A 22,211-nucleotide genomic window follows, 5' to 3' on the forward strand; every position below is an offset into this window, starting at 1 on the left:
GCAGCAGGTCATGGTCAAGCCAACGGGTGAACTGACATTGCGAACGCTGGCCATGCCGGCCGATGCCAATGCCGCCGGCGATATCTTCGGCGGCTGGGTGATGGCCCAGATGGACTTGGCCTGCGGCATCCGCGCCGCCGAACGGGCGCACGGACGCGTCGTCACCGCCGCGGTCAACGAGATGTCCTTTGCCATGCCGGTCAAGATCGGCGACACGCTGTGCATCTATACCGACATCGTCAAGGTCGGCCGCACATCAATGACGCTGCTGGTCGAGGCCTGGGCGCAGCGCTACCTGACCCCGCAAATGGACAAGGTGACCAATGCCCTGTTCGTCATGGTGGCGCTTGACGCCGACAACAAGCCGACGCCGCTGCCTGCAGAATAAGCCCTCAGCGCCACAGGCCGCCGCCTGACGGCCGCGCTCTCTCCGGACACTGCCATGGAACCAGCTTGCCCGCAGGGCGTTGGAGACAGGCAATCAAAGGAGAATCCCATGCCAACCATGATGAACAGCTCAATCTTCGATCCTGTCAGCGCACAGGTTGGTGGTGATGCAGATATGGATGGTATTGCCCAGACCATCACCGCCGACGACATCAACACGGTGCTGATGTCAGCCCGTCCGGTCGACCAGCGGCTCTATGTGCTGCGCTCGATGCGTGACGAGCTCGAAGACCGGTCGCATGCCGATTTCGGCAATGACATGCAGCCGCTGATCGACCAGATCGACGGCGCCATAGATCAACTGTCGCGGCAGATGTGAGATCCCGTCTGACATTGCCCGCCCCATCTTCAGCGAGGATGCAACATGGCTTCCACCAAGCACGGACCTTCCGTCAAGGACAGTGACACATATGAGGCTCTGCGCGACGACGGCGCTTCCAAGCAGAAAGCCGCCCGTATCGCCAATGCCCAGGCCAATGACAGCCAGCACCCCTCCTCCAAGGGCGGCAAGGCTGCAGCCTATGAGGACTGGACCAGGGACGAGCTTTACGCACGGGCGCAGGAGCTTGATATCGAGGGCCGGTCATCGATGACCAAGGGCGACCTGATCCAGGCGCTGCGTAACAGCTGACGCCCTACGCCCGCCATTGAAAAACCCTACGCCCGCCATTGAAAACAAGACTGTTTTACCTGAACGCCGCCGGCCATGACGCTGGCGGCGTTTTCGTCTCAGGTTACCCGGCGCAGAAAGTCGCGGGTCCGAGAATCCTCGGGCGCGTCAAATATCTGCGCGGGCGGGCCCTGCTCGACAATGCGTCCGCCTTCCATGAAGACGATACGGTCAGCGATCTCGCGGGCAAACTGCATCTCGTGAGTGACAATCAGCATGGTCTGGCGCTGCTCGGCGACACGGCGCATCAGATCCAGCACCTCGCCCACCCATTCGGGATCGAGCGCCGAGGTCGGCTCGTCAAACAGCATCAGATCGGCATCCAGCGCCATCGCGCGGCCAATGCCGACGCGTTGCTGCTGTCCACCCGAAAGCGCTGCCGGATAGGCATCGGCCTTGTCGCTCAGACCGGTCTCACGCAAAACGGCATCGGCCCGGGCCTCGGCCTCGGCCGGCAACCGCTTCTGCACCGTGATCAGCGCTTCGGTGATGTTCTGCCGTGCGGTCTTGTTGGCAAACAGCGCGTAATTCTGGAACACGAAGGCCGTGCGGCGACGCAGAGCCAGGATGTCGGCGCGGCTGGCGCGGGCCGCGTCAACGCTGAGATCACCCACGGTGATGGTGCCGGCATCGGGCTGGTCGAGGAAATTGATCGATCGCAGCAATGTCGACTTTCCGGTGCCCGACGGGCCGATGATGGCCACCCGTTCGCCGTCGGCGATGTCGAGATCGATGCCGTCGAGTACGGTATTGGCGCCAAAGCGCTTGATCAGTCCGCGAACGCCGGTCATCGGGCGTAGGCCTGTTCCATGCGGCCCTCCAGCAGGCGCTGGCCATAGGACAGCACCTCGACGATGATCCAGTAGAGAATGGCAACCACGATGAAACTTTCAAAATAGAGGAAACTGCCGGCGGCTTCCTTCTGGGTGGCGCCCATCATTTCGGTGACGCCGAGGGTGAAGGCGAGCGACGTGCTCTTGATCATGTCGATGAAATAATTGACCAGTGTGGGGGCAGCCACGCGCGAGGCCTGCGGCAGCACGATGCGCCGGAGCATCTGGCCGCGGGTCATGCCCACAGCCATCGAGGCTTCCCACTGGCTTCGGTCGACTCCGAGGATGGCAGCCCGGATGCTCTCGGCCATATAGGCCGAGAAATGCAGCGTCAGGCCCATGATCGCCGCGGTGACGCCATTGATCTGGGCCAGCGCCGACACCAGTTGCGGCAGCCCGTAATAGAACAGGAACAGCTGCACCAGCAAAGGCGTGCCGCGGAAGAAGCTGATGAACAGCATCACCGCCTGATCCAGCACCGGAATCCGCAGGATCCGCTCGACGGCCAGCAGCGACGCCAGCACCAGCGCCAGCGCCATCGACGCCAGCGCCATGGCCAGCGTCAGCGGCACGTAGCTCAGGAGCACCGGGACCAGCCCCAGCATGTAGTCCAGATCGAGCGGTTTCATGGCTAAACCCTATTCGGTCGAGGTGATATCCGACCCGAACCATGTCTGGGAGATTTCCGCAAGCGTGCCGTCTTCCTTCAGCGCCGTCAGCGCCGCGTCGACCTTGTCCCGCAGGGCCCGGCCTTCCTCGTCATCGCGGAACGGCAGGGCATTGTGGATCTCGGCAAAGGGCTTGCCCGCGAGCGCCAGCGGCAGCGGGCTCTTGTCGATGACTTCGGCCGAAGACACCCGGTCCATCACGAAGGCATCGACGCGGCCAAGTGCCGTGTCCTGCTCGATATTGGACTCGTAGGTCTTGATGGTGATCTCGCCGGCATAGGGAAGCTCGCGCAGCAATTGCTCGAAATTCGAACCCAGATTGACCGCCACCGTGCGGCCCTTGAGATCCTCCGGACCGTTGATGTCGCCCTCATTGCCCTTCTTAACCACCACCTGGGCGCCGTCATAGACATAGGGCTGGGTAAAGGCGAAGGCCTCTTCCCGCTCCGGCGTGATGGTGATCTGGTTGGCAACCGTGTCGATGCGGCCGGAGCTCAGGGCGCCGATCAGGCCGGAAAACGACATGGTGACATATTCGACCTCAAGCCCGGCCTGGCGGCCGACCGCGTCCATCACGTCCACTTCAAAGCCCTGAAGCTTGTCCTGCTTGACGAAGGTGAAGGGGAAATAGCCGCCCGACATGCCGACCCGGAGCGTGTCCTGGGCCTGTGCCATGGTAACGAAGCTGGCCGTGGTGACGGCAGCGATGACAAGTGCTTTCAACATTGAATTATCCCTTGATGGTCCGGACCGGCGCCGGAAACCGGCGCATCGAGGCTCGCGGCCCCTTGAACTGAACGGCTTAGATGGGCGTTGGTTCCCGTTTGTCAAAGGCGGATTGCACTATGTGTTGCCGCGTGAACAGGCGTGATCGCCGGTGGTAGCGGCACGCGCTTCACTCCGGGATTGTCGCGGCGGGCTCAGGCCGCAGCGGTAAGGTCGCTAAAATCGATCGCAGCGAAGGCTGCGGCGATCACCTCCGGCCCCGCCCCCGGACGCACCGCCTCGGTTGACAGGATCTGCCTGAACCGCCGCGCGCCGCGCACCCCCAGGAAAAGGCCAACCATGTGCCGCGTGATGTGGATCAGCCGCCCGCCGGAAGCCAGATGCGCTTCCGCATGGGTCATCATCGCCGCGCAGACTGCATCCCAGTCGGTTTCAGGCACATCCATCCCATAGACCCGCCGGTCAACGTCAGTCAGCAATGAAGCATTGTGATAGGCCGCCCGCCCAAGCATCACGCCGTCCACATGATTCAATTGATCAACGGCCTGATTCAGATCGGCAATTCCGCCATTTATGCCGATGAAAACATTGGGGTAATGCTGCTTGAGGCGATAGACACGATCATAATCGAGCGGCGGAACATCGCGGTTCTGCTTGGGTGAGAGCCCTTCCAGCCAAGCCTTGCGCGCATGCACCCACAGCGCATCCGTGCCCGCGTCAACGAGCGCATTTGCCAACTCCGACAGGGCGATTTCGGGGGCCTGCTCGTCAACGCCGATGCGGCATTTGACCGTCACCGGCATGTCCGACACCGCCTTCATTGCCGCCACACAGCGCGCCACCAGATCCGGCTCGCGCATCAGGCAGGCCCCGAAGGCTCCGGACTGGACCCGGTCGGACGGACAGCCGACATTGAGATTGATTTCGTCATAGCCGAAGTCACCGGCAATCCGGACCGCCTCGGCCAGCTTTTCCGGCTCCGATCCGCCCAGTTGCAGCGCCACCGGATGCTCGGCCGGATCATAGCCCAGAAGCCGCTCCCGGTCGCCATGGATGATGGCTTCGGCCACCACCATCTCGGTGTAAAGCAGCGCCCGGCCGGTCAATTGCCGGTGCAGGAACCGGCAATGCCGGTCCGTCCAGTCCATCATCGGTGCCACCGAGAGGATCTTGTCGTTGTTTTTCAATGCGTCGCGATACATGAAGTCTGCCTGAAGCCTGTCGTGGGCACGTCGATGGGTGGAGATGCGGGGCCTCATAGCGGATTTCCGGCCTGATTGCACGATTATTACGCGCGCAACGCACCTGTACCACCCTGCCCCGGCAAAGCGGCATTCCGGGCAGGCCACGGAGCTAGCCAGGCAAATGGTCCGGGCCCCGCCGCCTGGCACCGGTCGGCCAGATTGTCGCAGCGCATGGAACTCATAGGCGGTCAGGACATTGTAGACCGGTAAGTTTCAAACGCAAAGGAGACCCCGATGCCGAATATGGAAAACGCAAAAATCCTCATCATGTCGACCAATGGCTTTGAGCAGTCCGAGCTGGAATATCCGCTTGAGCACCTCAAGCAGGCCGGCGCGACCGTTCACGTCGCAACCCCTGACGGCAACTCGATCAAGGGTTGGGACAATGGCGACTGGGGTGCTTCGGTCGAAGCCGACCTGAAGATTTCCGACGTCAAGGTCGATGACTACATTGCGCTGGTGCTGCCCGGTGGCCAGATCAACCCAGATATCCTGCGCGTCAACAAGGAAGCCGTTCAGCTGGTCCGTGACTTCGTCACCGGCGACAAGATCGTTGCTGCCATCTGCCACGCCCCGTGGCTGCTCATCGAAGCCGATGTCATAAAGGGCCGCGAAGCAACGTCTTACCACTCGATCCGCACCGACATGGAAAATGCCGGCGCCAAGTGGAAAGACAGCGAAATCGCCATCGACAACGGCATCATCACCAGCCGTTCGCCCGAGGATCTGGAAGCCTTCGTTTCCAAGATCATAGAAGAAGTTCGCGAAGGTGAGCATCACCGCGATTCCGCAAACGCTGCCTGATCCGGTTCTTGGGGTGGTCGCTTCGGCGGCTGCCCCGACCCGCCGCAATGGCCGCCATCCCATGACGGGCCAGACTTTTCACATACAGCGGGAGATCGCATGACCCACAAACCAGTTCCTCACAAGACCCTCATCGTCGTAGGCACCGGAGAAGGCGCCAAATTCTACCGCAATTCCGGCAAGAGCGGCGAACTCAAGCTGCAGCACGAACATGATCTCGAGCCCGGCGATCTGGCTGACCAGGGCCCGGCCGGCAAGCAGCCGCCGGACGTCTCCGCCAAGGAATCGATGGAGGCGACATTCGCCAAAATTCTCGCCAATCACCTCTATGACCTGGCCCAGAAACACAAGTTCGACCACCTGATCCTGGTGCTCGATCCCGACACCCTGGGCGAGACCCGTCCGAGCCTGCATGTCAGCGTCACCGACAAGATCATGCTTGAACTGCCCAAGACGCTGGTCAACAGCCCCGTCGACCAGATCGAGAAATCTGTTCTGGCTGCACTCTGATATCAGCCGATACGCATCAAACGGCCGGGCGCTCTGCCCGGCCGTTTGCATGTCTTGGCGAGTGCGGAGGGCCCGGTCAATCTCCCGACGCCCCATCCCCGACCTTTTGCCATGTGGCCCGGAGTTGCCTCTTTCCGCCCCTCATGCGAAACCTGCGGGTGCTTTGATCAGGACTTGGGGGGAACATGACTGTCAGCTACACCACCGACCGCATGCTGCATTTCGGCGACTGCGACATCTCCGGCACCGCCTATTACCCGGCCTATCTCAATCTTCTCAACGGCGTGATCGAGGAATTCTGGTCCTCGATCGGCTACCCCTGGCATGAAATCATCTGGAAGGAACGCTGGGGCACACCCACCGTCCATCTGACTTGTGATTTCTCCAAGCCGTCGCTGTTTGGCGAGAAACTGACCTTCGAACTCACCGTCACGCGCGTCGGCAAATCGTCGATGACGGTCGAGCATGTGGTCCTGTGCGGCGAGGAACATCGTTGGTCGGGCAAACAGGTGCTTGCGGCCAGCTGGCTCGACAAGCACACCTCCATGCCATGGCCGGATGATGTGCGCGCCAAGCTGGTGTCGTTCCTGCCGGCCAACCCCGCGGAATAGATCCGCGGGACACCAGCAACACTTCTAGTCAGATCTGATTTTCGGTGATTTCTCCGGCACCAGTCCGGAGCGGAATTTCTGCAGCACGAATTGCAGCAAGAGCCCCACCAGCAGCATGCGGATATAGGAGGACCGGGTCACCCATTCCGGCGGCAGCCGGCTGGTGAAGATCTCGGTCGCCGACCAGATGAACCAGATCGCCAGCGCGCCGACAATGGCGCCGCGATTGTTGCCCGATCCACCGGCCATCAGCATCACCCAGACCAGGAATGTGACCAGCAGCGGCTCGGTGGCCGAGGGCGACAGGAACTTGAAGTAATGCGCCGACAGTCCGCCTGCGAGCCCCATGATGGCGCAGCCGATGACGAAGGTCTGCAAGCGGAACCAGTCGACATCCTTGCCCGCAGCGCGCGCCGAGTCCTCATTGTCGCGGATTGCTCGCAAGGTGCGGCCCCAGGGGCTGACATAAAGCCGCTGGCACAGGATGTAGACACCGAGCACACAGAACCAGACAACGGCGAGATAGAGAAGATCGGCCTCCCTGCCCTGCACCAGATTGCCGAAGGGGCGCGGCACACCGGCAATGCCGAGACTGCCATTGGTGAGCCAGGATTCATTGACGATCACCAGCCGCAGGATCTCGGCGATGCCCACCGAGGCCATGGCCAGATAGTCGCTCTTGAGCCGGACGCAGATCTTGGCCACCACCCATCCGGTGATGCCGGCGACGATCATGGCCGCTGCCAGCCCGAACGGGATCGGCAGATCAAAGCCGCCGAGATGCTTGGACGACATCGCCGTGGTGGCGATCGCCGAGGCATAGGCGCCGACGGCGAAGAAGCCGGCTATGCCCGCATTGAACAGGCCACCCATGCCCCATTGCACATTCAGCGCCAGGCACAGCACCGCATAGATGCCGCCGGCGATCAGCACGCTGACCAGATAGAAGAACAGACCGGTCATTTCCATTACAGCAACCTCCCCTTGAACAGACCCTGCGGCCTGAACAGAAGCAGCGCCACCATGATGAAGAAGGCCACGGCGGATTTGTAGGACGGCGAGATGAAGGCTTCATCGCTGAACCAGGTAAACGTGGCGGTCTCCTCGGCGACGCCGATGATAAGACCGCCGACAATCGCCCCCATCGGCTTGCCGATGCCGCCCAGCACCGCTGCGGCAAACATCGCCAGCAGCAGGTTCCAGCCGAGATTGGGGTGCATAGAGGTGTCCATGCCGGCAAACACGCCTGCGGTGGCGGCCATCGACGCGCCGATCACCCAGGTCCAGCGGATCACCCGCTCGGTGTCGAGACCTGCCACGGCCGCCAGTTCCGGCTCATCCGACACCGCCCGCATCGCCCGGCCCAGCTTCGAGCGGGTCAGGAAGAAATGCAGCGCGATGGCGATGATCAGCGTCAGAATGATCACCTGCATGTGCAGCTCGGAAATCCGGAACGTGTCAAACAGCACCACCGGCATGCGCACGCCCGGGATGAACACCTGATTGCCCGAGCTCCAGAACAATTGCGCCAGCGAGCGGAAGATCAGCGCCACGCCGAAGGAGGCAATCACGGTGTAGATGGTCGGCAGCTTGCGCAGCGGCTTGTAGAAGAACTGGTCGACCGCCAGCGCCGCCACGATGGCCAGCGCGATGCCGAAGGGCAGCAGCAGCAGCGGATGGATCGGAATGAACCAGACCGCCGTCAGAACGCCATAGCCGCCAAGGGTCATCAGGTCGCCATGGGCGAAATGCGCAAACCGCAGGATGCCGAAGATCATCGAGATGCCGACCGCGCCGAGCGCATAGACGCTGCCGATGGTCAGTCCCGGAACGAGATACAGGTTGATGAAATCGATCATGCCGCAGCACCCCCGAGGAACGAGCGCCGCACCGCGTCATCGTTGAGCAGCGCCTCACCGGTTCCGGATATGAAATTCCTGCCGCTGACCAGCACATGGCCGTTGTCGGCGATCCGCAAGGCCTGCTTGGCGTTCTGCTCGACCATCAATATGGTGACGCCGCGCCTGCGGATGTCGAGCAGCAGGTCGAAGATGATCTCGAGATAGGCGGGCGACAGTCCCGCTGTGGGTTCATCCAGCAGCAGCAGTTTCGGCTCGCTCATCAGCGCCCGGCCCATCGCCACCATCTGCCGCTGGCCGCCCGACAACTCGCCGGCCGCCTGGCCGAGCTTGTCGCGCAGATCGGGAAACAGCGTCAGCACATTCTCCCGCACCGCTTCCTTGTCCCTGGGAGGTGCTGCATAGGTGCCGACATCGAGATTTTCATCGACATTGAGCGTCGGAAACACGTTGCGGCTCTGCGGCACCATGGAAATGCCGAGCGGCACCAGTTGCGCGGTTTTCAGACCGGTGATGTCCTTGCCGGCAAAGGAGATGCCGCCTTCAGACCGCGCCGTCAGCGCGAAAATGGTTTTCAGCAGGGTCGACTTGCCGGCCCCGTTTGGCCCGATGATCACCGAGATCTCGTGTTCCTGGACATCGAGATTGATGCCTTCGATGATAGGGACGCCCCCATAACCGGCGGTCAATTCCTTGACAGACAACAACGCGCTCATGGCCGGGCCTCATATTTTCCGCCGCCGAAATAGGCTTCGATGACGCGCGCGTCCTGGCGCACCTCGTCGACCGCGCCGCGCATCAACAGCGTGCCCTGGGCCATGACGATGACTTCGTCACAGAGTTTCGAGACATAGTCGAGATCATGCTCGATCAGGCAGAAGGTCAGGCCCTGCTCCCTGTTGAGCAGCAGGATCTTGTCGGAGATCTTGGCCAGCAGCGTGCGGTTGATGCCGGCGCCGATCTCGTCGAGCAGGATGATCTTCGGTTTGCGCATCAGCGCCCGGCCGAGCTCGAGCAGCTTCTTCTGGCCGCCCGACAGATTGCCGGCCTTTTCGTCCTTGACCTGGTCGATCTCGAGAAAACTCACCATGTCACGCGCTGCGCGATAGGTCGCCTCCTCTTCGGCGGCAAAGCGGCCGCGCCGGAAGATGACGTTGAAGACGTTTTCGCCGATCGGCGTGGCGGCGGCCGCCATGAAATTCTCGATGACAGTGAGCTGCGAAAACTCGTGCGGAATCTGGAAGGTTCGCGCCAGTCCGCGCGCGGCGCGCTGATGCGGCTGCAGCCCGGTGATGTCCTTGCCCTCGAGCAGCACACGGCCACCGGCAAGCGCCACATGCCCGGCAATGGCATTGAACATCGTGGTCTTGCCTGCCCCATTGGGCCCGATCAGACCGGTGATCTTGCCGGCGGGAATGTCGAAGCTGACGTCATCGACGACATTGGGGCCGCCATAACTCACCTTCACATGTTCAACTGAAATCATATGCGCCCCATGTAGCGGGTTATCCGCTGGCGATGCCTTTCCCGGCCGGTCATGGTCCGGCCCGGTGGCTCGCGCTTTGTTTGTGTCCCTCCCCGCATGCGCAGGGAGGGAGGGTCTTGTCAAATCCGGATAGGATTATTCGACGATGGCAATCTGCTTGTAGACAGTGCCGTCGACGACGAACTTGCCGATGAAACCGGCGACATCGCCGTTTTCGTCAAAGTCATAGCTGCCGCCGGCGCCATCATAATCAATGTCCTTGCCTTCGGCGATCAGCGCCTTGGCCCTGGCCCATTCGCCGGGACCGACCTTTTCGCCCGGAGCCGATGCGATCGCGCGCAGGGCTTCGGCCATCTTGGCGCGGTCAGCGGAACCGGCCTGCTCGACAGCAAGCAATGCCATGAAGGTGGCGTCATAGGTCTGGTCGACGAACGGCTTGTCGGCAGGCTCGTTGTAGGCTGCGGTATAGGCATCATGCAGCTTGGCCTGGTTCGGATTGTCGTCCGGAGATGTCGGCGCCGAGAAGAACGAGGTCGCCAGCGCTTCGGCGCCGATATCGGCAATCAGGGCTTCGTCGCGCAGTCCGTCGGTGCCGACGAACTTGGTGAACAATCCGCCCTCGATCGCCTGCTTGACGATCTTGCTGCCGGAATCACCGGCATAGGCAATCACCACCAGCGCATCGCCGCCGGCCTTGGACAGGGTGGCAAGCTCGGAGCGGTAGGAGTTCTTCTTCTCCTCGTGCTTGACTTCGGCAACGACTTCACCGCCAAGCGCCTTGTAGGCCTCGACGAAGGTGCCGCCGATGCCGACGCCATAGTCATTGTTGACGAAGGTCACGGCGACCTTGGTCAGACCTTCATCCATCACCATCTTGGCCAGCACTTCGCCCTGGAAATTGTCCGACGGCACGATGCGGTAGAGCAGGTCGTTGTCGTTGATGCCCGTCATTGCCGGCGAGGTGGCGGTTGGCGAAATCTGCACCACACCGGCCGGAATCGCGGCAGCTTCCGCGGCGGCGATTGTCGTGCCCGACATCAGCGCACCCATGATGATCGGCACGTTTTCGACATTGATCAGCTTGCCGGCGGCATCGACCGCGCCCTGCGACGAGCCGGTGGTGTCGCCATAGACCGGCACAGCCTGGCCATCAAGCAGACCGCCCTGCTCATTGACCTGCTGAACGGCCAGGTTGGCGGCGTTCTGCAAGGGCGGGATGAAGCTTGCGATCGGACCGGTGATGTCCATCAACAGGCCGATCTTGGTGTCGGCGGCAAGGCTCGAGCCGCTGGACGCCAGCAAGGCCGCGATTGCTGCTGCATAGATTGTCTTTTTCATTTGACTGCTCCCATTGTTTTTATGCCCTGTGTTACGTGAGCGAACGGCGGGCTACCATCCGAAACGCTCAGATCTCGTCGACAGCATGTGTCTCGAATGTTCCGGGAAGTGAGACCTCCAGCAGTTCAAGATCGCTGCTGGGTTCACTGTAGCGTGTTGCCATGCGTGGAGGAATGACAAAAGCGTCGCCTTTTTCAAGACGATAAGGCTCCTTGCCCTCGCCCTCCAGCAACATGCTCCCCGACATCACGAAATTGAACAGTATATCACCCTCATGCCGGGTCCAGACCGGGTCATGCACGCCTGAAGGCCGCGCCACCATCACCGAGGCCACGCCCTTGGTGTTCTCGTTTATGGTCGTGTCGCGCGCCTCGAATCCCGGAATGCGGAACGGCTTGAACTGGCCGTCCTTGACCAGGCTGTGCACGAAACGCTGGCCGTCCCACTCGCGGTCGGGCCGCTCATGCGGCGTCGGCAATTCCATGTCATGGTCGATTTCGGTGACGTGGTCGGCCGGCACGCCAATCTCGATCACCTCGATGCCATCGGCCGCATGCAGCACCTTGTGGCGGATCTGCGGAGGCTGGATGAAACAGTCCCCGGCGTGCAGGCGGCGGATGCCGCCCTGATCTTCATAAAGCACATCAACCCAGCCGCTGATGCAGAAGATCAGCTGGAACCCGACCTTGTGGAAATGCACCATGTCGGGCACCGGCCCGTCCGGCACCCTTATATGCGACGCAATCATCGCCCCGCCCAGCCGGGTCGGAATCAGGTCCCGGTATTCCATGCCGGCGCGGCCGATCACCCAGGGCGCCTGATCGGCCAGCCGCCGGACCACGAAAGCGTGCTTGGTCTCGGGCATCACCAGAGGCGGATTCAATTCGTCGATTTCAATGCGTGTGCCATTGGGCGCGATCAGCTCGCGCTTGCCGCCGGCAAAGCCGTCGGGATCATCGGTCAGGATGCGCAGCGTGCCCGGCGCTTCGGGCGCGCCCTTCTGGATCCGGATGCGCAGGCCGTGGCCGGACAGAACCGCGACTTCGGGATCGTCGGCCGGATAGATCATGTCGAGACGCATTTTCAGCGTTTTCGTGAAAAACGGCAGGTCGTCCCTGAGTTCCAAAGTCGGCAACCTGATTTCCGCGCGCGTGTCCAAACTGCTCTCCCAAGCCACCATTCGCCGCCCTTTTATCCGGATCGGCCCTCAGCGACAGCCGCAGACCGGGATTTTCAACAGCAATTCAAGACTATCCGAGCCGATAGATATTTCAAGACTAAAACAACTCGCCTTCGGCCCGTATCTCCAGACTACAACTCCGTTCGCACCCGCCAGAGCTCGGGGAACAATTCCACATCCAGCATGCGCCTGAGATAGCTGGTGCCGCCGGTGCCGCCGGTGCCGCGCTTGAGCCCGATCACGCGCTCCACCGTGGTGACATGGTTGAACCGCCAGCGCCGGAAATAGTCTTCCAGATCGACCAGCTTCTCCGCAACCTCATAAAGTGCCCAGTGCTTTTCCGGGTTCTCGTAGATCACCTTCCAGCCGGCCGTCACGCCGTCATGCAGCACATGGGTTTCGCGGACATCGCGGCCAAGCACCTCGTCGGGCATCGCCACCCCGCGCCGGTTGGCCAGACGGATGGCTTCATCATAGAGGCTGGGCTCGGCAAGTTCGGCCTCAAGCTTGGCGATGGCGTCGGGCACATGCGCGTGCGGGCGCATCATGGCGTGATTGCGGTTTCCCAGCGCATATTCGATCTGCCGGTATTGCAGCGACTGAAAGCCGGAAGACTGGCCCAGCTTGTTGCGAAAATGGGTGTAATCGGCGGGCGTCATGGTCCGGAGCACATCCCAGGCCGAGTTGAGTTGCTCGAATATCCGCGAGACGCGTGCAAGCGTCTTCATGGCCGGTTGCAGATGATCGCCCCTGATGGCCGCGCGCGCCGCCGTGATCTCGTGGATCACCAGCCGCATCCACAGTTCCGAGGTCTGGTGCTGGATGATGAACAGCATCTCGTCATGGGCGTCGGTCCTGACCTTTTGCGCCCCGAGGATCTGGTCGATGCAGAGATAGTCGCCATAGGACATGCGCCCGTCGAAATTCATCTCCGCCCCCTCCTTGGAAGGGTCGTAATCCCCGGGCTCGCTCATGTGACGGCTTTCCGGGTCTTGAACTCCGGCCGGTCCCATTCACCCGTGGCAATGATCTCGCACAGCGCGGCTGCGGCATGGCTGACCTCGTCGGGCGTGTTGTAGAGCGGGCAAAAGCCGAACCGCATGATATCGGGGGCGCGAAAATCGCCGATGATGCCGCGGGCGATCAGCGCCTGCATTGCCGCATAGCCTTCGCGGAAGCGGAACGAGACCTGGCTGCCACGCGCATGCGGATCGCGCGGGCTGGCAAGCTCTACATCCTTGCAGCCGGATTCTACCTCGGCAATGAATTGTTCGCAGAGTTCGATCGAGCGCGCCCGGATGGCTTCCATGGCAATGCCGTCGAATTCATCAAGGGCTGCGTCAAGCACCGCCATCTGGATCACCGGCGGTGTGCCGACGCGCATCCGGCTGATGCCCTCGCCCGGACGGTAATCGAGATCGAAGGAAAACGGCGCCTCGTGCCCGAGCCAGCCCGACAGTGCCGGACGGACCTGATCGATCAGATCCGGGCGCACATGGATGAAGCCCGGCGCGCCGGGGCCGCCATTGAGATATTTATAGGTGCAGCCGACGGCGATGTCGGCATTGCAATCGGTCAGATCGATCGGCAATGCGCCGGCTGTATGCGCCAGGTCCCAAATCATCATCGCGCCGCTGGCATGGGCCTTGGCAGTGATCGTCTTCATGTCGTGCAACCGGCCGGTGCGGTAATCGACCTGGGTCAGCATCACTGCTGCCACATCCTCATTGATATGATCGGCCACAGCCTCCGGGTCGACGATTTTGAGCTCATGCCCCTGCTTGAGGCTCTTGAGCAGGCCGTCGGCCATGTAGAGGTCGCTGGGGAAATTGCCACTATCCGACAGCACGATCTTTCGGCCGGGACGCAGCTCCACCGCGGAGGCCACCGCCTGGTAGACCTTGATCGACAGGGTGTCGCCGACCACGGTGCTGCCCGCCGGCGCGCCGATCAGACGGCCGATGCGGTCGCCAAGACGCGCGGGAAGATCCATCCACTGGGCCTTGTTCCAGCCGGTGATCAGCATCGGGCCCCATTCATCGGCAATCGTCCTGCGCGCGCGTTCGACTGCAGCCCCGGGCAAGGGCCCGAGCGAATTGCCGTCGAGATAGGTTATGCCCGCGGGAAGATCGAACCTGGCCCGGCTTGCTGAAAAATCCGTCATGGGATCATGCTTCCTTCTGCGACTTGCCGATTTCCGCTGTCGCCTCGATTTCGACCATCGCCGCATCCTCGATCAGACCGGCGACCACGATCACCGACATGGTGGGAAAGTGCCGGCCCATGATCTTGCGATAGGCCGCGCCGACCTCCTTCTGCCGCGCCATGTATTCCTTCTTGTCTGTGATGAACCAGGTCAGCCGCACGATGTCGGTGACCTCGCCGCCGGCAGCGCGGACGATGGCTGCGATATTGGCCAGCGTCTGTTCAAGCTGGCCGACAAAATCGAGATGCTCGAAAACCTGATCCTTGTTCCAGCCAATCTGGCCGCCGGTGTAAAGCCGCTCGCCGTCGACAAGCATGCCGTTCGAGTAGCCCTTCGGCTTCTCCCAATCCGGTGGATTGACTGCTTCGATCATGATGAAATTCCTCGTTTATGTCCTGGGATTGTCTGCTTCAAACCGCGGCGCCAGGCCGCAGCCTGAAACGCTGGATCTTGCCGGTCTGTGTCTTGGGAAGTGTCTCGATGAAGATGATCGACCGGGGATATTTGTAGGGCGCAATCACCTGCTTGACGTGATCCTGCAGCAGCTTTGTCATCTGCGCATCCGCGGCCGAACCGGGCTTGAGCACCACATGCGCCTGGACAATCTGGCCGCGCGCCTCGTCGGGCACGCCGACCACGGCGCATTCGGCAACATCGGGATGGGCCAGAAGTGCGGCCTCGACTTCCGGGCCGGCGATGTTGTAACCGGCGGAAATGATCATGTCGTCGCTGCGGGCGGCAAAATGGAAGAAGCCGTCCTCGTCCTGGGTGAAGGAATCACCAGTCAGGTTCCAGCCATCGCGGACATATTTTTGCTGCTGTTCCGGATCGGCGAGATACCGGCATCCGGTCGGCCCACGCACCGCCAACCGGCCGACTTGGCCACGCGGCAATTCGGTCATGGTCTCGTCGACGATTTTCGCTTCATAGCCGCCGACCGGCAGCCCGGTGCAGGCGGGTTGCGAATTGGAAAACCGGTTGGAGATGAAGATATGCAGCATCTCGGTGGCGCCGATGCCGTCGAGCATCGGCTTGCCGGTCTTTTCCATCCACTGCTCATAGACCGGGCCGGGCAAGGTTTCCCCCGCCGACACCGCAGCGCGCAGCGAGGACAGATCCGCCCCCTCCTCCAGCGCCGCCAGCATGGCGCGGTAGGCTGTCGGCGCGGTGAAGCAAACGGTGGCTTTGTGGTTCTGGATGATCTCGACCATATTGGCCGGTGTCGCCTGCTCAAGCAGGGCGGCGGCCGCGCCGAAGCGCAGCGGGAACACGGCCAGACCGCCAAGCCCGAAGGTGAAGGCCAGCGGCGGCGAGCCGATGAAGATGTCGTCCGGCGTCACGCCGAGCACTTCCTTGGCATAACCGTCGGCAATGATCAGCATGTCGCGGTGAAAATGCATCGTCGCTTTCGGCATGCCGGTGGTGCCGGAGGTAAAGCCTAGCAGCGCAACATCGTCACGGCCGGTCTTCACGGTGTCGAAGCGGACGGATTTCGACAGCGCCAGACGGTCGAGCTCGGCATCGTGATTGGCGGTACCGTCAAAGCCCACCACATTGTCCAGATACCGGTTCACCTTGGCGCAGGCCACCATCTCGTCCATCAGCCGCGTGTCGCACAGCGCCAGCGAGATCTCGGCCTTGTCGGCGATCTTGCCCAGTTCGACGGCGCGCAGCATCGGCATGGTGTTGACCACCACTGCGCCCGCCTTGGTCGCGGCAAGCCAGACCGCGACCATGGCCGGGTTGTTGGCCGAGCGGATCAGGATACGGTTGCCCGGCTTGACGCCGTAATCCTCGACCAGCACATGGGCGATGCGGTTGGTCCAGTCGGTCAGTTCCTTGTAGGTCCGGATCCGGCCATTGCCGATCAGCGCCGTATGGTCGCCAAAGCCGCGGGCCACCATAGCGTCGGTCAGCTCATAGCCGCAGTTCAGCCACTCCGGATAGTCGAAACCATCCAGCGGCAGATCCGGCCATTGCGCCAGCGGCGGCAGATTGTCCCGCGTGAACGTATCGATATGCCCCGATGGTCCCAGCACTTTAAACTCCCTTGGAATTGGCCAATGTCTGTCGCGCGATCACGACCTTCTGCACGTCCGATGCGCCTTCATAGATCCGCAAGGCCCGTATTTCCCGATACAGGCTTTCAACGATATGACCCTTGCGCACACCGTCGCCGCCATGCAGCTGCACCGCCTTGTCGATCACATCCTGGGCGTGATCGGTGGCATAAAGCTTGGCCATTGCAGCTTCGCGGCTGACGCGCGGCGCGCCCTGATCCTTGAGCCATGCCGCGCGATAGACCAGCAGCGCCGAGGCATCGACATCGAGCGCCATCTCGGCAATGTGGCCCTGCACCATCTGCAGATCACTCATTGGCGCGCCGAAAAGCTGGCGTTCGCTGACCCGGTCGAGGCTTTCATCCAGTGCGCGGCGGGCAAAGCCAAGTGCGGCGGCCGCCACGGTCGAGCGGAACACGTCGAGCACCGACATGGCGATGCGAAAGCCTTCTCCGGGCTTGCCGATCATTGCCGAGGCAGGCACGCGGCAGTCTGCGAATTTCAGCCGCGCCAGCGGATGCGGCGCAACCACTTCCAGCCGTTCGGCAATCTTGAGGCCCGGCGTGGTGGCCGGCACGATGAACACCGAAAGTCCCTTGGCGCCCGGCGCTTCGCCTGTGCGGGCAAAGACGGTGTAGACATCGGCGATGCCGCCATTGGAAATCCAGGTCTTTTCGCCGTTCAGAACATAGTCATCGCCGTCGCGGGTCGCGGTCATGGCGATATTGGCCACGTCCGATCCGGAGGCCGGCTCCGACAGCGCGAATGCAGACAGGGCCTTGCCCTGGCGGGTCAGGGACAGCCATTCGGACTTCTGGTCGCGGCTGCCGAACAGCGAGATCGCACCGGTGCCCAGCCCCTGCATGGCGAAGGCAAAATCGGCCAGACCGTCATGACGGGCCAGCGTCTCGCGCAGGATGCACAGGCTGCGCACATCGATGCGCGACGTCTCGTCGGCCGGATCGACCGCGGTCAGCTTCAGCCAGCCGGCCTCGCCCAGCGCCGCCACCAGCGCCTTGCAGGCTGCATCCACATTGGAGTGGTCGACATCGGCCAGTTCGGCGCGCGCCCATTCATCGACGAGATCGGCCAGATCCCGGTGGGCTTCATCGAAAAACGGCCAATCGAGAAAGCTGCGGTCTGACATCAGTTGCCCTCGAACACGGGTTTTTCTTTGGCGGCAAAGGCCTCATAGGCGCGGCGGAAATCTTCGGTCTGCATGCAGATCGCCTGGGCCTGGGCTTCGGCCTCGATCGCCTGCTCGATGCCCATGTTCCATTCCTGCGCCAGCATGGTCTTGGTCATCATGTTGGCGAAGGTCGGTCCATCGGCAATCCGCTTGGCAAGCTTGCGCGCCTCGTCCTCGATCTCGGAAGCCGCAACAACGCGATTGTAAAAGCCCCAGCGTTCGCCTTCCTCCGCACTCATCGAGCGGCCGGTGTAAAGCAGGTCGGCAGCGCGGCCCTGGCCGACGATCCGCGGCAGGATGGCGCAAGCGCCCATGTCGCAGCCGGCGAGGCCGACGCGATTGAACAGGAACGCGGTCTTGGCTTCCGGCGTCGCCATCCGCAGATCACTGCACATGGCGATGATGGCACCGGCCCCGGCACAGACGCCGTCGACGGCCGCAATCACCGGCTTGCCGCAATTTACAATGGCCTTGACCAGATCGCCGGTCATGCGGGTGAAGGCAAGCAGACCCTTCATGTCCTTGTCGATGAGAGGACCGATGATCTCGAACACATCGCCGCCCGAGCAGAAATTGCCGCCATTGGAGCCGAAGATCACCACCTTGATGTCGTCGCGATAGACCAGCCCGCGAAACCAGTCGCGCAGTTCGGCATAGCTTTCGAAGGTCAGCGGGTTCTTGCGCTCCGGCCGGTCAAGCGAGATCTCGGCCACGCCATCGGTCAGCTTCAGTCGGAAATTTGTCGGAGTATCAGTCGTCATAAAATGCTCTTTCACTTCGAATTCTTGCGGGCAATCCGCTCGAGCTGATCAGACATTTCCTTGACCTCGCTCGCGTCGATGCCGTCCAGCAGGGTGTCGACCCAGGCTTCGTGACTGGCGGCCATCATCGCAAACTGCTCGCGTCCGGCGCGGGTGAGCCGCACGGTGGTGGCGCGGCGGTCATTGTCGACCGGCACCCGCACCAGCACGCCGTCATCGACCAGACGGTCGACAATGCCGGTGACATTGCCGTTGGAAACCCGCAGCACGCTCGACAATTCGCTCATCTTCAGGCCGGATTCGGCCCGGTAGAGTGCGGCCATCACATCGAAGCGCGGAAGCGTGGTGGCAAATTCGGTGCGCAGGTTCTCGCGCAATTCACCCTCGACATGCTTGGTGGCCTTGAGAAGCTTCAGCCACAGCCGCAGCCGCGCCTTGGACGCCGCCTTGTCCTGATCGCCGAATTCTGTCGTTGCTTCATGGGCTGATGCGGTATTGGTCATGTTTCCCCTCCCGACAATGAGATAGCCTGCCCCGTCACGGACGCCGCGGCGTCGCTGCAAAGCCAGATCACGGTTTCTGCGATTTCGTCCGGCTGAATGAACCTGCCTTGCGGGTTCACGTCACGCAGCGAGGCTACCGACTCCTCACGGGAGCGTCCGGTCTTTTCGACAATATTGTCAATGGACCGTTGAAGCATCGGCGTGTCGGTGAAACCCGGGCAGACGGCGTTGACGGTGACGCCGGTCTTGGCCAGTTCCTGAGCCAGGCTGCGCACCAGGCCGACCACCCCGTGCTTGGCGGCGCAATAGGCGCTGACATAGGGATAACCCTTAAGGCCGGCGGTCGAAGCAACTGCAATCAGGCGGCCTGGCTGCTTGCGATTCATTTTCGCAAATCCAGCCTGGAAGGTATTGAAAACGCCGGTCAAATTGACATCAAGCGTGGAACGGAAACTCTCTGCGCTGGTGCGATGGAACGGTGCACTTTCGGCCGATCCGGCATTGGCGATGACGATTGTCGGGGCGCCGTTCTTCTTCACGGCCTCTTCCATTGCAACGGCCATGGCGCCGGCATCGGTGACGTCGGCCGTTGCAGCAAAAATCCGGTCATCCTTCCGCGCCAACGCCTGCAAGGGCTCAAGACGCCGGCCGATCGCCGTCACCCGCGCGCCCCTGGCCGCCAGTGCCAGCGCAATCGCCTCGCCAACGCCGGAACCGGCGCCGGTGACAATCGCATGATGGCCCAACAGCTCAGACATGGTCAGACCTTTCCGAGCATGGTGTCGGCGCGCTCGGCCAGCCGCCACATCTGGTCGCGTCCCGGATGATAGGGATCGGGCCATTTCTCGTCATGGTCGCCCAGTGCGGCTGCCGCATGCAGCGTCCAGTAGGGATTGGCCAGATGCGGCCGGGCAAGACAGACCAGATCGGCGCGGCCCGCCATCAGGATCGAATTGACGTGATCCGGCTCGTAGATATTGCCGACCGCCATGGTCGCCATCTGCGCCTCGTTGCGGATCCGGTCGGCAAACGGCGTCTGGAACATGCGGCCATAGACCGGCTTGGCCAGTTTCGAGGTCTGGCCGGCGGACACGTCGCAGATATCGACACCGGCATCTTTGAGCATGCGCGCGATCGCGACGGATTCCTCAGGGGTGATGCCATCGCCCTCGACCCAGTCGCTGGCCGAAATCCGCACCGAGATCGGCTTGTGCTGCGGCCAGGCATCGCGCACCGCGCGATAGACCTCAAGCGGATAGCGCATGCGGTTTTCCAGGCTGCCGCCATAGTCGTCGTCGCGCCGGTTGGTCAACGGGGTGATGAAGGAGGACAGCAGATAGCCATGCGCCATGTGGATTTCGATCATGTCGAAACCGGCTCGGTCGGCCATTTCAGTGGCGGCGACAAACTGGTCGCGCACCATGTCCATATCCGCGCGATCCATCGCCCTGGGCGTCTGGTTGGCCGACGACCAGGCCACGTCCGATGCCGACAGGATCGGCCAGTTGCCGCTCTCGAGCGGCGCGTCCATGGTTTCCCAGCCGAGCTGGGTCGAGCCCTTGGCGCCGGAATGGCCGATCTGCATGCAGACCTTGGCTTCGCTTTCGGCATGGATGAAATCGACAATCCGGCTCCAGGCGGCTTCCTGTTCCGGTGAATAGAGCCCCGGACATCCCGGGGTGATCCGGCCTTCCGGCGAGACACAGGTCATCTCGGTGTAAACCAGACCCGCGCCGCCCTTGGCGCGCTCGCCGTAATGCACAAGATGCCAGTCGGTCGGGCAGCCATCGACCGCCTTGTACTGCGCCATCGGCGACACCACGACGCGGTTCTTGAGCTTCATGTCGCGCAACCGGTAGGGCGCAAACATCGGCCGCCGCAGCGGCGCCTGCGCCGACACCTCCGCCTGGGTCTGGAACCAGCGCTCGGCGTCTTCCAGCCATTCCGCATCGCGCAGCCGCAGATTTTCGTGGCTGATCCGCTGCGACCGGGTCAGCAACGCATAGGTGAACTGCACCGGATCGAGATGGAAATAACGCTCGATTTCCTCGAACCACTCCATCGAGTTGCGCGCCGCCGATTGCAGCCGCAACACTTCCAGCCGGCGATCGTCCTCGTATTTGTCGAAAGCCTTCTGCAGGCTAGGTTCGGAATGCAAATAATCGGCAAGCGCGATGGCGCTTTCCAGCGCCAGCTTGGTGCCGGACCCGATGGAGAAATGAGCGGTTGCCGCAGCGTCCCCCATAAGCACGATGTTCTCGTGGCTCCAGCGCGCGCACAGCACCCGCGGGAACTGGATCCAGGCCGAGCCGCGAATGTGATTGGCATTGGTCATCAGGCTGTGACCGCCCAGATGCCTGGCAAAGATCTTCTCGCAGATCGCGATGGTCTCATGCTGGCTCTTTTCACCAAAGCCGTAGGCGTCAAAGGCCTCCTGGGTGCACTCGACGATGAAGGTCGCTGTCTCGTCATCGAACTGGTAGGCATGCGCCCAGAGCCAGCCCTTGTCGGTTTCCTCGAAGATGAAGGAGAAGGCGTCGTCGAATTTCTGATGCGTGCCGAGCCAGACGAACTGGCATTTGCGCACATCGACCTCAGGCTGGAACTTGTCGGCAAATTCGGTGCGCGTGCGCGAATTCAGGCCATCGGACGCCACCACCAGGTCGAAATCCTTAGCGTAGTCGGCAGCGCTGGAAATATTGGTTTCAAAACGCAGATCGACGCCGAGCTCCTTCGCCCGCGCCTGCAGCAGCAAGAGCAGCTTCTTGCGGCCGATACCGCAAAAGCCATGACCGGTCGAAACGGTCTTGGTGTTCTTGAAATCGACGGCGACATCATCCCAATAGGCAAAATTCTCGCGGATCGAGGCGGCGCTGACCGCGTCGTTTTCGGCGAGATTGTCGAGCGTCTCGTCAGACAGCACCACACCCCAGCCGAAGGTGTCATCGGCCTTGTTGCGTTCGAACACGACAACTTCGTGCGAGGGATCGCGCAACTTCATCGAGATTGCGAAATAAAGGCCGGCGGGTCCACCACCTAAACAAGCTACCTTCACGTTTCGCACCTCCTGCGTGATTTGCTGTAACCGCGATCATATGCCCGGCAGGAGATATTTC

At 62.0% G+C, this 22,211-nt stretch carries 25 protein-coding genes; 6 read left to right on the forward strand and 19 right to left on the reverse strand.

Features of this window, described 5'->3' with window-relative positions; translation table 11 throughout:
* Positions 1-10 precede the first annotated feature (10 nt).
* The 3 genes from OEG82_RS16185 (at position 11) to OEG82_RS16195 (ending at position 1,078) form a co-directional block, all read left to right on the forward strand.
* Positions 11-388 carry an acyl-CoA thioesterase gene (locus OEG82_RS16185; protein WP_267613423.1) on the forward strand — a complete coding sequence of 126 codons (378 nt, stop codon included), beginning with the start codon at positions 11-13 and terminating at the stop codon, positions 386-388.
* Positions 389-496: 108 nt separating this feature from the next.
* A complete protein-coding gene (locus OEG82_RS16190; RefSeq protein ID WP_267613425.1) occupies positions 497-766 on the forward strand; it encodes a hypothetical protein in 270 nt (89 codons plus the stop codon).
* A gap of 45 nt (positions 767-811) precedes the next feature.
* Positions 812-1,078 carry a DUF7218 family protein gene (locus OEG82_RS16195; protein ID WP_267613426.1) on the forward strand — a complete coding sequence of 89 codons (267 nt, stop codon included), beginning with the start codon at positions 812-814 and terminating at the stop codon, positions 1,076-1,078.
* Positions 1,079-1,176: 98 nt separating this feature from the next.
* Here OEG82_RS16195 and OEG82_RS16200 read toward each other — a convergent pair whose 3' ends face one another.
* The 4 genes from OEG82_RS16200 to dusA all read right to left on the reverse strand — a co-directional run bounded on the left by OEG82_RS16200 (position 1,177) and on the right by dusA (position 4,546).
* Positions 1,177-1,908, reverse strand: a complete 732-nt coding sequence (locus OEG82_RS16200) for an amino acid ABC transporter ATP-binding protein (protein ID WP_267613428.1) — start codon at positions 1,906-1,908, stop codon at positions 1,177-1,179.
* Positions 1,905-2,579 (reverse strand): amino acid ABC transporter permease, encoded by a 675-nt coding sequence (locus OEG82_RS16205; RefSeq protein WP_267613429.1) that lies wholly within the window; start codon positions 2,577-2,579, stop codon positions 1,905-1,907. Before OEG82_RS16205 ends, OEG82_RS16200 begins: the two co-directional genes overlap by 4 nt.
* A gap of 9 nt (positions 2,580-2,588) precedes the next feature.
* Complete coding sequence (locus tag OEG82_RS16210) at positions 2,589-3,344, reverse strand: amino acid ABC transporter substrate-binding protein (RefSeq protein ID WP_267613430.1); 756 nt, start codon at positions 3,342-3,344, stop codon at positions 2,589-2,591.
* Between the two features lie 194 nt (positions 3,345-3,538).
* The gene (gene dusA / locus OEG82_RS16215; protein WP_267614978.1) at positions 3,539-4,546 is read right to left on the reverse strand and encodes a tRNA dihydrouridine(20/20a) synthase DusA; all 1,008 of its coding nucleotides are present in this window, start codon (positions 4,544-4,546) and stop codon (positions 3,539-3,541) included.
* Positions 4,547-4,822: 276 nt separating this feature from the next.
* Between dusA and OEG82_RS16220 the strand changes: the two genes are divergently transcribed.
* The 3 genes from OEG82_RS16220 (at position 4,823) to OEG82_RS16230 (ending at position 6,513) form a co-directional block, all read left to right on the forward strand.
* Positions 4,823-5,392 (forward strand): type 1 glutamine amidotransferase domain-containing protein, encoded by a 570-nt coding sequence (locus OEG82_RS16220; RefSeq protein WP_267613431.1) that lies wholly within the window; start codon positions 4,823-4,825, stop codon positions 5,390-5,392.
* A 99-nt stretch (positions 5,393-5,491) separates the two neighbouring features.
* Positions 5,492-5,902, forward strand: coding sequence for a host attachment family protein (locus OEG82_RS16225; RefSeq protein WP_267613432.1), 411 nt, complete (start codon positions 5,492-5,494; stop codon positions 5,900-5,902).
* Positions 5,903-6,087: 185 nt separating this feature from the next.
* On the forward strand, positions 6,088-6,513 hold the full coding sequence (locus OEG82_RS16230) for an acyl-CoA thioesterase (protein ID WP_267613433.1): 426 nt from the start codon (positions 6,088-6,090) through the stop codon (positions 6,511-6,513).
* Between the two features lie 24 nt (positions 6,514-6,537).
* Here OEG82_RS16230 and OEG82_RS16235 read toward each other — a convergent pair whose 3' ends face one another.
* The 15 genes from OEG82_RS16235 to OEG82_RS16305 all read right to left on the reverse strand — a co-directional run bounded on the left by OEG82_RS16235 (position 6,538) and on the right by OEG82_RS16305 (position 22,150).
* Positions 6,538-7,482: a branched-chain amino acid ABC transporter permease gene (locus tag OEG82_RS16235; protein WP_267613434.1), complete on the reverse strand. Its 945-nt coding sequence runs from the start codon at positions 7,480-7,482 to the stop codon at positions 6,538-6,540.
* Positions 7,482-8,372 carry a branched-chain amino acid ABC transporter permease gene (locus OEG82_RS16240; RefSeq protein WP_267613435.1) on the reverse strand — a complete coding sequence of 297 codons (891 nt, stop codon included), beginning with the start codon at positions 8,370-8,372 and terminating at the stop codon, positions 7,482-7,484. The genes OEG82_RS16235 and OEG82_RS16240 overlap by 1 nt, the downstream gene beginning before the upstream one ends.
* Positions 8,369-9,088, reverse strand: coding sequence for an ABC transporter ATP-binding protein (locus tag OEG82_RS16245; protein WP_267613436.1), 720 nt, complete (start codon positions 9,086-9,088; stop codon positions 8,369-8,371). The genes OEG82_RS16240 and OEG82_RS16245 overlap by 4 nt, the downstream gene beginning before the upstream one ends.
* Positions 9,085-9,858 carry an ABC transporter ATP-binding protein gene (locus tag OEG82_RS16250; RefSeq protein ID WP_267613437.1) on the reverse strand — a complete coding sequence of 258 codons (774 nt, stop codon included), beginning with the start codon at positions 9,856-9,858 and terminating at the stop codon, positions 9,085-9,087. Before OEG82_RS16250 ends, OEG82_RS16245 begins: the two co-directional genes overlap by 4 nt.
* Positions 9,859-9,993: 135 nt before the next feature.
* Positions 9,994-11,196 carry an ABC transporter substrate-binding protein gene (locus OEG82_RS16255; RefSeq protein WP_267613438.1) on the reverse strand — a complete coding sequence of 401 codons (1,203 nt, stop codon included), beginning with the start codon at positions 11,194-11,196 and terminating at the stop codon, positions 9,994-9,996.
* Between the two features lie 67 nt (positions 11,197-11,263).
* On the reverse strand, positions 11,264-12,355 hold the full coding sequence (locus OEG82_RS16260; RefSeq protein ID WP_267613439.1) for a cupin domain-containing protein: 1,092 nt from the start codon (positions 12,353-12,355) through the stop codon (positions 11,264-11,266).
* A 152-nt stretch (positions 12,356-12,507) separates the two neighbouring features.
* The gene (gene kynA / locus OEG82_RS16265; RefSeq protein WP_267613440.1) at positions 12,508-13,350 is read right to left on the reverse strand and encodes a tryptophan 2,3-dioxygenase; all 843 of its coding nucleotides are present in this window, start codon (positions 13,348-13,350) and stop codon (positions 12,508-12,510) included.
* Positions 13,347-14,540: a kynureninase gene (gene kynU, locus OEG82_RS16270; RefSeq protein WP_267613441.1), complete on the reverse strand. Its 1,194-nt coding sequence runs from the start codon at positions 14,538-14,540 to the stop codon at positions 13,347-13,349. The genes kynA and kynU overlap by 4 nt, the downstream gene beginning before the upstream one ends.
* 4 nt (positions 14,541-14,544) lie before the next feature.
* The gene (locus tag OEG82_RS16275) at positions 14,545-14,955 is read right to left on the reverse strand and encodes a RidA family protein (RefSeq protein WP_267613442.1); all 411 of its coding nucleotides are present in this window, start codon (positions 14,953-14,955) and stop codon (positions 14,545-14,547) included.
* Between the two features lie 37 nt (positions 14,956-14,992).
* On the reverse strand, positions 14,993-16,621 hold the full coding sequence (locus tag OEG82_RS16280) for an AMP-binding protein (protein ID WP_267613443.1): 1,629 nt from the start codon (positions 16,619-16,621) through the stop codon (positions 14,993-14,995).
* 1 nt (position 16,622) lies between these two features.
* Positions 16,623-17,789, reverse strand: a complete 1,167-nt coding sequence (locus OEG82_RS16285) for an acyl-CoA dehydrogenase family protein (RefSeq protein ID WP_267613444.1) — start codon at positions 17,787-17,789, stop codon at positions 16,623-16,625.
* Complete coding sequence (locus tag OEG82_RS16290; protein ID WP_267613445.1) at positions 17,789-18,592, reverse strand: enoyl-CoA hydratase family protein; 804 nt, start codon at positions 18,590-18,592, stop codon at positions 17,789-17,791. Before OEG82_RS16290 ends, OEG82_RS16285 begins: the two co-directional genes overlap by 1 nt.
* Before the next feature lie 11 nt (positions 18,593-18,603).
* Positions 18,604-19,095, reverse strand: coding sequence for a MarR family winged helix-turn-helix transcriptional regulator (locus OEG82_RS16295; RefSeq protein WP_267613446.1), 492 nt, complete (start codon positions 19,093-19,095; stop codon positions 18,604-18,606).
* Positions 19,092-19,853, reverse strand: coding sequence for an SDR family NAD(P)-dependent oxidoreductase (locus tag OEG82_RS16300; RefSeq protein WP_267613447.1), 762 nt, complete (start codon positions 19,851-19,853; stop codon positions 19,092-19,094). Before OEG82_RS16300 ends, OEG82_RS16295 begins: the two co-directional genes overlap by 4 nt.
* A gap of 2 nt (positions 19,854-19,855) precedes the next feature.
* A complete protein-coding gene (locus OEG82_RS16305; RefSeq protein ID WP_267613448.1) occupies positions 19,856-22,150 on the reverse strand; it encodes a bifunctional salicylyl-CoA 5-hydroxylase/oxidoreductase in 2,295 nt (764 codons plus the stop codon).
* Positions 22,151-22,211: the final 61 nt, after the last annotated feature.

It is taken from the genome of Hoeflea ulvae (genome assembly GCF_026619435.1).
Classification (GTDB): domain Bacteria; phylum Pseudomonadota; class Alphaproteobacteria; order Rhizobiales; family Rhizobiaceae; genus Hoeflea; species Hoeflea ulvae.

Bases quoted from the DNA above. Each gene is read 5' to 3' on its own strand.
- OEG82_RS16185 (WP_267613423.1), top strand. From the start codon at position 11: ATGGTCAAGCCAACGGGTGAACTGACATTGCGAACGCTGGCCATGCCG.
- OEG82_RS16190 (WP_267613425.1), top strand. From the start codon at position 497: ATGCCAACCATGATGAACAGCTCAATCTTCGATCCTGTCAGCGCACAG.
- OEG82_RS16195 (WP_267613426.1), top strand. From the start codon at position 812: ATGGCTTCCACCAAGCACGGACCTTCCGTCAAGGACAGTGACACATAT.
- OEG82_RS16200 (WP_267613428.1), bottom strand. From the start codon at position 1,908: ATGACCGGCGTTCGCGGACTGATCAAGCGCTTTGGCGCCAATACCGTA.
- OEG82_RS16205 (WP_267613429.1), bottom strand. From the start codon at position 2,579: ATGAAACCGCTCGATCTGGACTACATGCTGGGGCTGGTCCCGGTGCTC.
- OEG82_RS16210 (WP_267613430.1), bottom strand. From the start codon at position 3,344: ATGTTGAAAGCACTTGTCATCGCTGCCGTCACCACGGCCAGCTTCGTT.
- dusA (WP_267614978.1), bottom strand. From the start codon at position 4,546: ATGTATCGCGACGCATTGAAAAACAACGACAAGATCCTCTCGGTGGCA.
- OEG82_RS16220 (WP_267613431.1), top strand. From the start codon at position 4,823: ATGCCGAATATGGAAAACGCAAAAATCCTCATCATGTCGACCAATGGC.
- OEG82_RS16225 (WP_267613432.1), top strand. From the start codon at position 5,492: ATGACCCACAAACCAGTTCCTCACAAGACCCTCATCGTCGTAGGCACC.
- OEG82_RS16230 (WP_267613433.1), top strand. From the start codon at position 6,088: ATGACTGTCAGCTACACCACCGACCGCATGCTGCATTTCGGCGACTGC.
- OEG82_RS16235 (WP_267613434.1), bottom strand. From the start codon at position 7,482: ATGGAAATGACCGGTCTGTTCTTCTATCTGGTCAGCGTGCTGATCGCC.
- OEG82_RS16240 (WP_267613435.1), bottom strand. From the start codon at position 8,372: ATGATCGATTTCATCAACCTGTATCTCGTTCCGGGACTGACCATCGGC.
- OEG82_RS16245 (WP_267613436.1), bottom strand. From the start codon at position 9,088: ATGAGCGCGTTGTTGTCTGTCAAGGAATTGACCGCCGGTTATGGGGGC.
- OEG82_RS16250 (WP_267613437.1), bottom strand. From the start codon at position 9,858: ATGATTTCAGTTGAACATGTGAAGGTGAGTTATGGCGGCCCCAATGTC.
- OEG82_RS16255 (WP_267613438.1), bottom strand. From the start codon at position 11,196: ATGAAAAAGACAATCTATGCAGCAGCAATCGCGGCCTTGCTGGCGTCC.
- kynA (WP_267613440.1), bottom strand. From the start codon at position 13,350: ATGAGCGAGCCCGGGGATTACGACCCTTCCAAGGAGGGGGCGGAGATG.
- kynU (WP_267613441.1), bottom strand. From the start codon at position 14,540: ATGACGGATTTTTCAGCAAGCCGGGCCAGGTTCGATCTTCCCGCGGGC.
- OEG82_RS16275 (WP_267613442.1), bottom strand. From the start codon at position 14,955: ATGATCGAAGCAGTCAATCCACCGGATTGGGAGAAGCCGAAGGGCTAC.
- OEG82_RS16285 (WP_267613444.1), bottom strand. From the start codon at position 17,789: ATGTCAGACCGCAGCTTTCTCGATTGGCCGTTTTTCGATGAAGCCCAC.
- OEG82_RS16290 (WP_267613445.1), bottom strand. From the start codon at position 18,592: ATGACGACTGATACTCCGACAAATTTCCGACTGAAGCTGACCGATGGC.
- OEG82_RS16295 (WP_267613446.1), bottom strand. From the start codon at position 19,095: ATGACCAATACCGCATCAGCCCATGAAGCAACGACAGAATTCGGCGAT.
- OEG82_RS16300 (WP_267613447.1), bottom strand. From the start codon at position 19,853: ATGTCTGAGCTGTTGGGCCATCATGCGATTGTCACCGGCGCCGGTTCC.